Consider the following 14,344-nt stretch of genomic DNA (forward strand, 5'->3'; position numbering starts at 1 on the left):
TCGATTTAACTAATTGAATGCATTGACAATGAGTGTCTTGATGTACACGGTACGAATAACACAGAGGAATATAAAATGTCTAAAGTTAAAGGCCCAAAAGACAGTGTATTTTCATCTGTCATTTTCGATGGTAAAGCGAACGGAAAAGCTAAATGTCGTTTTCCATCTCTAGCCGACACCAAAGATCTGGTGCTCTTAAGCATTAGAGGAAATGAGCTATGTGAAGGAAAATATCTAGGTGCAATGGTTCAGTATGCTGTCGATATGCACCAGAATAAACCGAACGGAACACTCTCAAAAGGTAAAGCAACCTTTTTAATAGCCGATGAAATATACTGGCACAATCTGCGCTCGCTTCCTCCCGAAACTGCAAGCGAAGAAGAACTGAAAAATCAGGCTTTGATCATGGGAGAAGAATACATAAAAGCGAATCTGGATCAATTCCTTACCCCCCTGGAGATAAACAGTACTGAGTTTAATGCAACTCATGGAAATAAAACTGTTGATGAACAAATTTCTGTAATTAATCAATTAGCCTTGGATATGGGCAAAAACATTGAAATCGTGCGCTGGCATACCTGGATTAGCAGGGACAATGCCGAAGATCAAATAAAACAGATGGTGCCACTTTATAAGACAACCGATGGACTCAAGGCAGCTATTGATACTGACGCAGACGGCTTTGTCATGAGACATAGAGATGATACAGCGGTATCTCAGGACGTTTGGAGGCATCGCTCCGAAAACTATTTGACGGAGGAAAACCCTGCTGTGATGTGGTTAGCAGGAAAATTAGGTTACAACTTTATCATTTATCCAGGTAAAATTCTTTCATCTTTTGAAGAAACCAAAAAGTTCTTTTTAGTAAAAGACCATAAGCCATTTATACGTGATGGCCAGAGCATATCCGATGATTGCGCCCATAACCCACTTAGTACTCATGTACCCGACCCGGATCGACTGGTTAACTGGTTAGAACCCACTTTTATCAATAGCAATACCCCCAAGAGTTTTAAAGTCCCCAGTAATGATCTGGCTCCCGCTTTTTTCTCTGCTCCAGTAGCAGGAAGATCCAGAAAACACAAACTCACCGAGGAAGCAGACAATGTGCCTGTTAAAGCAATGGCCATTTCGGGTGGTATGAATTCTAATACTGGTGTTAGTTCGAGTACTGACGATGTAATTCTTTCCTCATCAAGTCGCAAGTTAATTATCTCATCCATGATTGAAGGCATGAACCTGGCTTTAAAACACCCGTGGACTTCAAAGTTTATGCAAGAGGAACCTCATACTACTTATTCCAGCATGGTAGAAAAATTTCAACAAATGACCAAGCAAATACTTAATTCAGATTTAGATCCTGTAGAAAAAGTGGATTTTGTAAAGGCATTATTAGAAGCCTGTCTTCAAAATGATGACTTTTCTACTTCATTGAAAATGAAGAGATAAATCACGTGCCTTAATTAAAATTGAAAATTTAAAAATACAGCAGCGTATTGAAATCGCTTGCTTTCAGATTTTATCAGAGCCTAAACGACTTGACTGCCTGCAAGGATGCGCTAGTCTTAAAATAAAGCATAACGCTCAAAACAGAACCATCATTAAGAGTTTACACTATGAAATCATTTTTTGATAAAACAACCAGGCGTCTCTTTTCACATCAAGTATTAAACGACATCAAGGATAAACGATTCAAAAAACTGGATACTACGTACCCATCCCTTAGGTCGGACCAAAAAGAGCAACGAATACAAAAACTGACAGAAACGCTCCCCTCAGGGCCAGATATACTTTATCGTGGAACTGAAGGTGTAAGCGAAATTCAAGCAATAATGAAAACAGAACGCCTGGGTAGAAAATTAGAGACGAGCAAAAAATCACGTTCATTGGATATCGTCGGGTATATTCGTGACAATGACAGTAAATATTTTCTGTCTTTTTCACCTTGCAAAGAAACAGTGAAGCCTTATGCCGCTGGCTTATCAATCGTGCCTTGCCGAGGATATATTATGGTCACGGGACTTCCCAAGGTATATACCATCCCTCAGAAATTATTGTATCTGAATGAAGCAATGTTTAAACGATACGATGAGTTCATGATCGGCCAAGCCGATCAGGATAACCCTCAAGCCTATCAAAGCATCGTCACGATGACCAGAAACAATAACGAAGTGACCGCCATCATAGGAGCAACAGAGAATGATGATTGGAGGCCTGTCGTTCAGGATGATGTCATAAGCATTATTGAAGTCTGTGGGCCAGGACGCATCTTGTCGACGTTCATGGCTGCAAGTGAACCTGCTTTTGTCAGACATTGGGAAAATATTGATTACAAAAAAAGAATTTATGCTATTGAAACAGTCTTTCATGGAGGTCCAGCATATCCCCATGAATTGGAACAGATGAACGAAAAGGCTCAAGCTATGGGTTTGATAGCCCCGGAACATCGATTAATCACATTGGCAGATGCTGAAGTAGTAATCAATTCAGGTGAGCTGGACAAATTAAATGATCGATATGATGCTACAGAAACACAAAGATTGATTACTGTACCCAAAGAAATACCAATGGGTCACAAAGACGGTCTTATTGAATACATGGTTTCAACGCTGGTGTCCAGTAACTCATTAACTGAGAAAGAAACACCCAAAGGCTCTGTTTTGGAATAAAGAGTTCTTCAGACCCGATTGATTTCGTGTATTAATCTGGTCTGATTGTTTTTTGTATTTAATGTGAACTCATAGGTCAAATGAGCTTGTTTAAGACAGTTGAATTATTTATAATCCACTAAGGATGTCAAAATGACATCTTTAAGCACAAGGGATAAAGGATTCATATTATGTTCACCAGACTATGGCGACTAGCAAGTCGTCCGCATAAGCATACCAACGTGATCCTAAACGTTCACGCAGAACACAAGCCCTTTTTTTTAAAAGGCGCTATCACCGGTGAAGACTGGCGGCATGAAAACATGGGTAAGACCTTACAAATAATCACCGACCCCCAAAAATTAAATGCATTACAGACACAGGCTGAATTAAACTTAAAACTATGGGCTCAAAAAAGAGCAGATTTTCCCAGGTCAGTTGAAGTAATCTATCAAGATTGGGGACGTGCTACTCTTGATGCAACAAAAAAATACGGCACCCCTTATTCAGTTCTTAACATGGCTAATTCACGTTTTCCTGGAGGCGCGGCTTTAGAAGGAGGAAGTGCTCAGGAAGAAAACATGTGGTTGAGAAGCTCCTGCGCCCTTAGTTTATTAGACAAAATAGTCCAACTGGATTTAAATTCGAGAACGTTTCGTTATACAGACGAAGCGGCAGAACTCCTCCAGGGCCAAGTACCTATGAGCCAGGATGAGCTTATAAGGTTACAAGTAGCACGAGGCTTACCGATTACTGAAGCCTTTAAAGTATACTTTTCCCCTGATCAAAGGATTTGCTTTAGAGGAGCAGAAGTTCTGGTTCCATCCAATTGTGAAGATCTGGGCACATCAAGATTTGCTCTTGTACCAGACAGTTTTTTAAGTTTTGGCCTTTTGCCTCAATCGGATGTCTTTTCATTCTACGAGTTACGCTCTGCAGCCCCGGAGCGAGTAGCCATGAATATAGACATGGACGATAAAGAAGCATTAGAGCACTACAAAAATGATTTAAGACGCCGTATTGGCGCTCAATTAGATACCTTGATTATTGAGGGAAAAACCAATGTTATTCTTGGTGCCTGGGGATGTGGCGCCTTTAAAAACACGCCAGAAGTGGTTGCAGAACTCTATCGAGAAGAAATTGAAAAAAGATCAGATTGCTTTGATCACATCGTATTCCCGATACTTAAAACCGACAATCAAATAGATAATTACGCTATTTTTGATAAGTACCTTTCCGGTATGAAATTGGGCAATCCAATGTCTGCTGACAGTACATTCAGAATGTAACGGGAATATCGGAGCACTCTTTGATGACCTCTATGCCCAAACGATAATCTAATTTGAGGTCATTCTTATCATATAACCGTTATCATCCAGAGTGTATTCGAATCACTCCGAATTCTTCTACTTAAATAAACCTCAAATGAGGTATAATCAATGTATCAATCTTAATTGATGGTATGAATTTGAAGAAACTTTATCATAGATTTCAATTATCCAGTCAACAAATACCGGAAGAATTTCAGAGTATTCGCTATAAATATGATTTTTTAAACCGTATTTATTTTATAGTGTGTTGCGCCAGTTTGATTATGGGATTGGTGCGTTTTTACGAAAGTACTCTCCTTGGCCTGATTACCCTGAGTTACTCAGTTACAGGATTTTACTTCCTTTTTTATTTAAATCGTCATTTAGAACACATTGAACGGGTATGTACTTTTGTTTTAGTACAATCCTATATTATGGCAATAACACTTTATTTATTAAATTTTCCCTATACTCTTCGTTTGTCGTTCTTTTTTTTATTAATGTCCACAGCACTGTTCCTGAAAGGAAGAAAGCAGGGTTTGCTTTGGATGATGGCTATTATGAGCGCGATTTTCATAGGTGATGTCTTTTTTATTGACCTAATCGGCTATTCTCATCTTGATGTATTGGTGAGTAGCTTTGCAATTATTTGCCTGTACTTTATTGTTAACAGCTACGAACAAGTTAAAGAACAACAAACCGAGGACTTGAGGACTTTGAATTTGGAGTTGGAACGAAAGGTGCAGGAACGAACCGATGAGCTCAGGCGGGCGAACCAATTATTGGAACAGGAAAAATTAACTTTAAAAAAATTATCTTTTACAGACCAACTGACCGGTTTATATAATCGATATAAAGTGAAGGAACTTTTTGAATACGAAAAGAAACAAATCAACCGTTATAACAACGAACTTTCGGTGATCATAATTGATATCGATTTTTTTAAATCCATCAATGACTCTTTGGGGCATACTGTAGGGGATTTAATATTACTTGAGTTAGCCAATCTATTAAAAAAATCATCAAGAAGCAGCGATATTGTATCACGATGGGGAGGTGAAGAATTTTTAATTGTCACTCCAAAAACAAGTTTGGAGCAAGCGGCTATTTTAGCTGAACACATCCGCCAGGTCATTAAACTTCATCAATTTTCTCATGGCATCCATATTACAGTAAGTTTCGGCGTAACGTCATTTCAAAAAAATGACACCTTGGAATCGATTATCTTAAGAGCAGATAATGCATTATATAAAGCAAAAAATTCAGGCAGGAATATTGTCAAAATATATTCAGAATCCAAGTGCGGGGACTCATAACAAAGCCCCCCTGGTGTTCGTTCAAATTACATACCAGCCTTTACAACTGCATCATCCTCAAAGACGCTTGAGGTAACGGTATCCATGACAGGAGCATTCGAAGCACTTTGGCTGGATGCTGGAGCAAAAAATGGCTTTGATGAACCAGTAATATCAGCCTGATTCATTAATTGAGGTCTATTTTCCTGAATCTGATGTTGGGAAAAATGTTCCGATACATGCTTGATATCAGTGTTTGTAAGGTAATTCGGTTGGTGATCCTCTGATTCAAAGGCATGAACGAATTTGTGCCCGGTTTTATAACCAAAATACACTGTTCCTGCAACACATCCCCCAGTAGCAGCTAAACAAAGAATGGCCACTGGAACACCTATAATGGTGACGGAAAAACCAACAGTAGCCGTGGCAAAAACAACGACGCCGACGGCACTGACTCCTGTTAAAACCCCATAACCTAATCCTTGCACAAATTTAAGACTACGATTTTTCTTATGAGACATAATATCCATCCTTAGATTATTTATGATTTGAAAAAGCGGCCTTCATTTTTAAATTGACACATAAATGTTCAGCCGTCAATCCAGGAATAAAAATGATCTAAGGTAGTGAAGCAATTCAATCAAGAATATTATTGTATACACAGAACCTAAGCGGTGAACATAAATCACGCCTTTTTCATAGTATAAATGGCGCCCCCCTCGCCACCCCCTGCTCACTAACAAATTTATCCAAATTTTTTCTACTATAATGATGAGATGAGCCTCTGGATGTTCTTGGATAAATCATGGAACGTGTTGAACAACATGTGATTCGTACTCTCTTTTCAAGAGCAATGTCTGACATGTATCGAAAGGAGGTTCCTCAATATGGAACCCTGTTGCAAATTGTTGATGAGGTCAACACGGCAACACTCGCAGCACATCCTGAGTTACTTGCTGCATTAAAAAAGAATGACGATCTCGCAAGAATCAACGAAGAACGACATGGTGCTATTCGACTGGGAACAGCAGCAGAATTGCAAACCATGCGGGAATTATTTGCAGTTATGGGCATGTATCCGGTCGGCTATTACGATCTTTCCATCGCAGGCATACCCGTTCACGCAACAGCGTTCAGACCGGTAACGGACATTGATTTAAAAAAAAATCCATTTCGAGTATTTACTTCGCTGTTACGCATCGAACTCATAGACGATCCGAAAATTCGCCTCATGGCAGAACACATATTGGCTTCTCGCTCTATTTTCACCCCCAGAGTCAGAGAACTGATAGCGATCAATGCTGATAATGGTGGATTATCAAGGATTCAGGCTCAAGAATTTGTTCATGAAGCCTTAGAGACCTTTCGTTGGCATGATCAAGCGACTACCTCATTGGAACAGCATCATATTCTGGAAACAATACATCCCTTAATAGCTGACATCGTTTGTTTTAAAGGCCCCCATATCAACCATCTCACACCACGTACTCTGGACATCACTGCCGTCCAAAAAAAAATGCATGAGCTAGGACTTAACCCAAAAGCGATAATTGAAGGGCCTCCCGAACGAAATGTCCCTATATTATTACGTCAAACGTCATTCAAAGCATTGGAAGAAGCGATTTACTTTCCCACGAAGCAGGGAGGTGAGGTCAAAGGAACTCATAAGGCACGTTTTGGCGAAATTGAACAAAGAGGAATTGCTTTGACGCCTAAAGGAAGAGCATTGTACGAGCACCTCCTCAATCAGGTTCGCTGCACCATTATTCCCGCTCTTGATGGAAGCAATGCAGCAGAATATTATCAGGTTCTGCACAATCAATTTTTAGCCTTCCCCGACTCACTGCATGAACTGATGAACCAAGGGTTGGTTTATCTGGAATATCATGCTACTGAAAAAGGCATTCCGCATGCCGGAACACTAGCCAATAAAACGGTGAATGAGTTGATCTCCGATGGATATTTAGAATTTACCCCCATTATTTATGAAGATTTTCTCCCCATTAGTGCTGCAGGAATATTTACTTCCAATCTGGGGGATAATACTCCTCATCTTGTTCTGACTCCTGGTAATCAACGAGCATTTGAAGAAGCCCTGGGTATTCCCGTTCAAGAACCTTTTGATTTATATGCAATGAGAGAACACAACTCCTTAACCTCTGCCTTAAATAAAATAGGATTACCCCCAACCACGTTGAAAACCGGATAATGTGCTGAGGTCAAGTCTCAAATTTGCAGGTGGTTGCAATCCAATAGATCATGGTGAGATGGACAGGCTTTGGTATACCGGCTCCTCGTTAAACCTCGGTAAAAATTGCTGGACCTCTTTCCAGATCCTGTCTATGGTTTCCGAAGCAATGATGTGCAGATCCTTTTGACTGTCACAGTAAAATAATCGTTCAGGATCTACCTCGTCGAGCAAGGTGCGCAATATGTCCTGTTCTTCCGGTGACGCTTGTAAAAAAACAGTTGATTCCGCGGTATCGGGATCAGTAATTTTTATTTTGAGCTCCAGCAAATCATCAAGATGCTTGTAATGCTGACACAGCGCTATCAATTCCGGCACAATGGCCAGCTCGTTCTCCGAAGCACCGGCTTTATACGTTTCGACCAACACCTCACGCTGATTCTGATTACAACGCAACAAGATCAATTGTACCAAATCCATTTTCGATCTGGCGCAAGCAAAATTAAACAATGTTTTTTTGTCAGCACTTTGCGAATTAGCCATTTCAAAACAGCACCTGTAATCCGGATACTGAAATTTCAACCACTCATCTATCAGAATTTTAATGCCATTGAGCTCTCTCATGTGTTCAATCCTGGAATTTCTCGTGTTGTCTATAGCCGACAAAAGCTTGAAAAATACGTTTTGGAATATACTGCAGATAAGTGCGCGCAGACTCTCCGCGTCAGCCCCTTTTCTGACACAGGCATTCCAAAGGGCGGCGACAACGATTACTTCGCAATAATCGGCATTATAACACCCTTCAAACAACGACCTGCGCACCTCCACACCGATAAACTCCTGTAGTATTTCGAAAGAGACTGCCTCCTGTTCAATGAGCCAAAGAGTTGTGTTGAGAACACGGTGCTGCTGAAAAGTACCCATCAACAGCTTTAGAAGCAGATTTTTTATCCATTGCTGGTTAGAACAAAACAGCGGATACAAATGTTGCAGCAGTTTTAAATTGTCATGATGAACAACACAATGAAATGAATTTTCAAACTTGGATTGAAGCATCGCATGGACAGATGCCTGGCCATGCCAGAATATATAACATTCAATCAGGCGATCCGTGAGAACAAAAGAATCCCTGGCATTTATGAAAATGCCCTCACGGAGTTTACGATTCTTAAGGCTTGCCCATTCGTTCCAATACCTTCCCTCGTCTATTAAGGCCGCGAGTGTCATCAGATACTCAAAACTTGTAGGCGAGACCAGACTGTAATCGCATTCACGCAGCACGTGTTTTATTTGAGGTTCCGTACAATGCATCAATAAACAATCGAGAAACTGCTGTTCTTTCTGTTCAGAAAGAGGAACGTTTGCAAATTGGTGCATTCTAAGCACCTCGATCATCAAACCATCATGGATCTTCTCATCAATTAATGCATCAAATAATGCTTGATCCCGGTGGATAAATGCCAGATATTCGGCGAAAAAATCCAGATCATGATAGCTGATCACCGTACGGATTATGGATGGCTCGGTAAGTGCACCCCATTTGTCTCTGTGTGGTTCATACCGTGCCATAACCTTCCTAAGTAACCGCTTGGATTCTTCACTCCCTGGATGTTCAGATAATCCAAGCAGAGGGTCGCTCCAAGTATAAGGCTTAAAAGAGAGCAATTGATGCAAATTGTCAAAAGAGACCATATGATCAATAAGATACATGGCACCAGATAATGACTTGGCCCCGGAAGACATCGCAGCACAGATTGCATTAACAGAGGTTTGGTGGCTTTGCTTCAGCAAGATTTGCAACCATTGCACTTCCTCCGGATAATAACTGTGCAAAAACGCCAGCAACTCACGATCGCCTTCCATGAGAGCATAGTTAAGTAAATTAATACGACTGCACATGGAGGGGTGGAATATAAACGAGCTTATTACGTCGCTGGAATAAAAACGCTGAAAGAGTAAGCGCAAAAAGGACCAGGCACGACAAATGATAGCAACAAATATCGGCTTGGCAACCCAATTAAAACCATGCAGGTACATTACTACATTTTGATTAAGCAATTCACAAAGCGCTGTGCCCTCTATTTTGGAACAGAGATACTCCAGACTTTGAATATCGTTGTATTTCGCCAGAAAATGCAAAATACCCGGGCCGGATTCACCCAGAGTTCTAGTCCACTCCCTTAGAAAAGGCTGTTTCACCAGACGGTGTAAGATATCACGTTCAGTAATGCGCAAAAGGATAGCTCGCACTAACTCCGGGTGCTCGTTTTTTGCCGCGCAGGCAAGGACTGACAGACCATCTTCATCGGTTAAAGCAATAAATGCTCCCCAGGATAGATCGGGATAATAACGGGTATGTATCCAGGTGAGGGTGCTGAACGCATTTTGTCGGGCAGCAATGTGCGCCATGCGACTTATTTTTCCCTCACCTGTCCAAAAAAGCGCCCTATCCGGATTCCTGGACAAGGACTCCAGACACAAAATATGCAAATCCAGGCTCCCATTGCGAAGTACCAAATCCAGAACGGTATTGTTGTCCTTGTCTTTAATCATTAAAAATGATTCCCCCCGGGTACTGAACTGATTTAGCAGAACGGTCAACAAGGTTTCAATCTGCGAGCTTTTCCGGTGTAAAAAGGCATAATTTGTCCGATAACAAAAACAAATTATCTGGAGTAACTTGGTGTAATCGATTTGTCCAGTCTGGATCAAGTCGGCAAGCCCGGCCTCAAACAATCCACTGTCAGTCTCCGCTGCGAATAAATGTTGATATTGAAGCAAGGAGGCATCGGTTTGCATTGCATAGACCTGATATTTTTCTAACAGAGTACGCGACAGCGAAGCTTCCTTAACCAGCTTTTGCTCGCTGGCATCACCATAACTGGCTGGTTCGTATTGTTTTGCAGGATTTTGACTGGAAGCCCAACGTGCGCTCGGAGTATTTCCCCTTCCAATTAAAACCCGATCAAAGCCCTGCTGCAACAAGAGCTCAGCGGCTCGGTTAACAAATGGTTCACACAGAAAATTGAACTTGGTATGGCGGCGTTCAAAGGAATCAAACACCAACTCCGACTCTGTACCAATCCAGGCCCAAAGTTGTGCCACAATCTGGCCTGTTTTATCATAAATGACATAAAAACCGCTCATAAGTGAACGCATGCCATGCAGGGCGCAAGGTTCGCCTGTCTGGCCAATCGATTGGCAACATGCCGTTTCCATGCCTAAAAACAAACCTTCATAATCCCCGACGGGCAGTTTTTTGAAAAGAAACTGGCTCAAACTGCTATTGATTTCTTCACCACGGATGGTTATTTCCGGCAAAAAATCAAAAGATTTCAAGTTCTTGACGATTTCAAGGGTACGATTGAATGTTTCATCAGCTATCAGATGTCTGTGACACAGTTTAGCCAGTTGTGGATTTTCATCAGCGCGCGGATAACGATACTGAAGAACCAGATCACGGCACAGCTCCAGCTCGTTCGAACTGGAACCTGTGCTATTTGTGGCTGCTCCAGATTGGGTTATCAGCGCATTGCGTAACGCTTCAATGCGTGGTGCCAGAGGAAGGTATTTGAGGGCTTCCAAGCCATGTTCCATAACTAATGTGGCCCAATATTCACGGGTCCAAATACCTGATCCAGACACAGGCAATCTAAATAAACAGGCATCATGGACGGGTTGTTTTGATTCCTGTTGCGCGTATTTTTGCAAATAAGCAATGGCTTTATCAGAAGTTTCGAACAACCTGAGCAACTTGTTCGCGTAGTTCAAATACAAGGCAATGTGATCCACCGTATTCGCTTCCATACCGCCTGCAATATAGAGAAGCTTTTTGAGTTTTCCCGATGTTGAAAGCTCAACCTCATGAAATTGCCTCTGATAATCGCACAGAAAGTTCGGGAATTTTTTTGTGATCCTCCGTACCCGAGATAAACATATCCTATTGTCTGCGTCCTCCGACGAGCTGGATTGATTATCACAAAAAGCCATAATATCAAGATATCGAGTTATGATGTTGTTGTTTGCCTGAGTAAAAAGCGTTGTGTGTCTTGGCATGCGAGAATAACGTGCGTGCTGTCTGGAAAGCGACGAAGGCAGCTTGCACTCTGGATTGGGATTGACAGGCTCCCTGCGTGACGTATCCAAAATCAGCTCATTGATCAACGCCAGATACTTGTATTTTTTTTCCAGGGCTGAAAAATTGTAGCTTTTGTCATGAAAGCTCACAGAATACCTTGAAAAATAATCACGCAAAGTTATTTTTTTCTTATAACTGACATAGGAATCCAATAGCTCGTCAGACAGTTCCAGCCTGCTTTGGCTCATTTTTAATAAGGCTGGCATCAACATTCCTGGCGACAATGTGATAATTATTTTTCTCACCTCAGGAGCAATTCCTATATTAAGCTCCAGCCAGGGAAACACCTCTCTCCCATGTTTGACAAAATACAACAGGCATTTGAAGGCAAAGGTAGCGCAACTGTAATAATCTTTCTGTAACAGCGTGTTATTGAGATAAATAGTTGCTTCAGGAAAGATGCGGTAAATGCTGTTAATAATTTCTGCTGTCGGGTCATCTCTAGCAGTTTCAGAATCCACAATGAAGCATTTAATCACGCCCTCCTCATTGCGCAAATAAAACGCAACTACTTGGATGCCGTGAATGTAAATGAACTTTGCATCGTCATGATTCTGTAACGACAACACCGAGAACATTTCCAACAACAAGCCTGGATTGTTTTTAATGACGTAAATGTTTCGGTAATTGTAGGCAAGCCCCGAGGCAGATGCTCTTTGCCAGCGCAGCTTTCTTTGAATTAAAAGCGTCAGGGCTTCATAGGTAAGATAATACTCTCCTTCGCGATCACGACTGTAATGGCTGTATGCCCCTTCTTCCAGAAGCGGATTTTGTTCCTCCCGTAATAGCAAAGAACGTACCTGAGAAAGCTGTTCGAAAAATGTCTTGCGTTTTTCTGGATTTAAAACCAGGGTACCGGTTTCCTGACCTTTATAAACATAGGTGTCAACCGCAATCCGATAGTGCAAATCGCTTTTATCAATCATTTTTGAGGGCATCTGATTTTGTTCAGACGATGATGCACCCCTACCCTTAACGATTTCTAGTTTTTTGTGCATCACTCGCCCCTGTTTTTAATTCAAACAGGATATTTTGCGCCAAAATCAAAACATCTATAACCGTATAATGTACGGTGCTTTGACAATTATTTACCCACAGAAGATAAAGGCTAATCTTCGTAAATCGAATTGTTCCGGCTGGGGCTATAACATGTATCTCGTTACATACTGATGACACTAAAATAATTTTCTATCTTGATAGCGTTGATCAATTTCTTTTTGAACACTATGATTTCCAAAAGAAATAATAATGGATTTTTTATGAATCAATATAATGTAAATGAACTACATTTTCTCGAATGAGCCAAGCGATATCACTCTATCAAAGAACAGGTTTTAAATTATTGCCAGAACCATTATGAAACACCGGCCACTATAGCTGTGATATCTGGATGATTAAAGAATTATAGTAGGCAACCTCCCCATTAAAAAGATCTCAAAAAGTGATAAACACTCTATGGGTTTAAGACGTTAAGGAAGCGCTTGGGCTATTGTAAAGCGGAGCTAAGGGCTCATCATCAGGTGCTGATAGTTCCTGATCGGGATGATCCGCAGCAGATCGGGATAAAGACGATAACATACGCCCAAAAAAACCGTATCCTTTTGTGGGGGCTGAGTGTAATGATAGGGTTTCTTCAATCACTTTGTCGCAGCCAGGTTTAGAAGCCCAATTAAGTACCTGCTCCTTTTTATAACCCAAATTGATGAGTTTTGTATAATTTTGCGCGACCGCCTTTAAGCTTTTGGAACCACCTGAGCGATCGACGATACCAATTATTTCTTCTTTGTTTAATCCAACACTAATCAACTTATGGTGGTATTTACTTAAGGCGTCTAAATTCTTTGCCCCGCCATTACGAGATACAATTTTGACAATCTGATCTACAGTATACTTACATTCCAAAGTTAGTTTATTATGATGTGCTATTACGCTAGCCAGATTTTTGGAGCCTCCATGATGAGCTGCTATATTAACAATTTGTTGTTTTGAATAGCTCAATGATCTTAATGATCCATAGAACAATTTAAACGCATCGAGATTATTACATCCACCATTACAAGCGCCAATTTTAGCCAAATCTTTATGATTCAATTTATCTTCACGACAAAGTTCCATCAAGTTATCATGTTCTTCAACCAATTTTTCAAGAGTCAATTTTCTACTGCGGTTCAATATTAACTTGTTAATATCTTCTGGCTCATAGCCCAAATCTTTTAATTGATTATAAAATTTTGAGTAGTCCTTTGGGTCTATTTTGAATTGTATTAATTTTAACTCTATGGGTATTGGTTGTTTTCCCCAAAGAGTACGTTGAATTTTACTGATAGTGGTCAATTCAACCATTAAGGCAGGAGGTATACTTCGTTCTGTTCTTTTAGTACCTCTGCTCTGAAATGTTGACGAAAGAAAAAGCAGATCACTAGCTTGTAGCTCTGCACGGGGTTCCAATGGTGGAAGAATAATGGAACTTAGAGGAGGGAGAATCATAAAAGGAATCACCTGTTCCTGATCTAGAGAGGAACTTGCCGAGCTGTTATCATCATTAAACATAATACATCCAAAAAAATAGTCGACCAATAGTTGCGCTATAGGGTACATATTTAATATTAAGAAATTATTAAGAAGCCTTGATAAATGGGGGCTTGAATTAAAAAAATGGGTAAATCTCCATATAGGGAACTCAATTTCTCCGCACGATAGCCCTGACTCTTGGTCACAAATATTGAATCTTGGAGAAAAGTCATATTTGCGGGCAGGTTGAGGGA

Annotated in this window: 8 protein-coding genes; 5 read left to right on the forward strand and 3 right to left on the reverse strand. The window is 40.7% G+C overall.

What is annotated here, in order from left to right:
- The first annotated feature begins 75 nt into the window (after window positions 1-75).
- The 4 genes from ELY21_RS05760 to ELY21_RS05775 all read left to right on the forward strand — a co-directional run bounded on the left by ELY21_RS05760 (window position 76) and on the right by ELY21_RS05775 (window position 5,274).
- Window positions 76-1,449: a hypothetical protein gene (locus ELY21_RS05760; RefSeq protein WP_127107707.1), complete on the forward strand. Its 1,374-nt coding sequence runs from the start codon at window positions 76-78 to the stop codon at window positions 1,447-1,449.
- A 167-nt stretch (window positions 1,450-1,616) separates the two neighbouring features.
- On the forward strand, window positions 1,617-2,669 hold the full coding sequence (locus ELY21_RS05765; RefSeq protein ID WP_127107709.1) for a hypothetical protein: 1,053 nt from the start codon (window positions 1,617-1,619) through the stop codon (window positions 2,667-2,669).
- A gap of 170 nt (window positions 2,670-2,839) precedes the next feature.
- Window positions 2,840-3,937: a poly(ADP-ribose) glycohydrolase domain-containing protein gene (locus ELY21_RS05770; protein WP_127107711.1), complete on the forward strand. Its 1,098-nt coding sequence runs from the start codon at window positions 2,840-2,842 to the stop codon at window positions 3,935-3,937.
- Between the two features lie 179 nt (window positions 3,938-4,116).
- A complete protein-coding gene (locus tag ELY21_RS05775; protein WP_158618518.1) occupies window positions 4,117-5,274 on the forward strand; it encodes a GGDEF domain-containing protein in 1,158 nt (385 codons plus the stop codon).
- A gap of 26 nt (window positions 5,275-5,300) precedes the next feature.
- Here ELY21_RS05775 and ELY21_RS05780 read toward each other — a convergent pair whose 3' ends face one another.
- A complete protein-coding gene (locus ELY21_RS05780) occupies window positions 5,301-5,774 on the reverse strand; it encodes a hypothetical protein (protein WP_127107715.1) in 474 nt (157 codons plus the stop codon).
- A 284-nt stretch (window positions 5,775-6,058) separates the two neighbouring features.
- Between ELY21_RS05780 and ELY21_RS05785 the strand changes: the two genes are divergently transcribed.
- Window positions 6,059-7,462 (forward strand): VOC family protein, encoded by a 1,404-nt coding sequence (locus ELY21_RS05785; protein ID WP_127107717.1) that lies wholly within the window; start codon window positions 6,059-6,061, stop codon window positions 7,460-7,462.
- A 48-nt stretch (window positions 7,463-7,510) separates the two neighbouring features.
- Here the strand turns inward: ELY21_RS05785 and ELY21_RS05790 are convergent, their stop codons facing one another.
- Together ELY21_RS05790 and ELY21_RS05795 are read right to left on the reverse strand one after the other, a co-directional pair.
- On the reverse strand, window positions 7,511-12,577 hold the full coding sequence (locus tag ELY21_RS05790) for an ankyrin repeat domain-containing protein (protein WP_127107719.1): 5,067 nt from the start codon (window positions 12,575-12,577) through the stop codon (window positions 7,511-7,513).
- A gap of 463 nt (window positions 12,578-13,040) precedes the next feature.
- Window positions 13,041-14,129: a hypothetical protein gene (locus ELY21_RS05795; RefSeq protein WP_127107721.1), complete on the reverse strand. Its 1,089-nt coding sequence runs from the start codon at window positions 14,127-14,129 to the stop codon at window positions 13,041-13,043.
- Window positions 14,130-14,344 lie beyond the last annotated feature (215 nt).

The organism is Legionella sp. km535 (genome assembly GCF_003990085.1).
GTDB lineage: Bacteria > Pseudomonadota > Gammaproteobacteria > Legionellales > Legionellaceae > Legionella > Legionella moravica.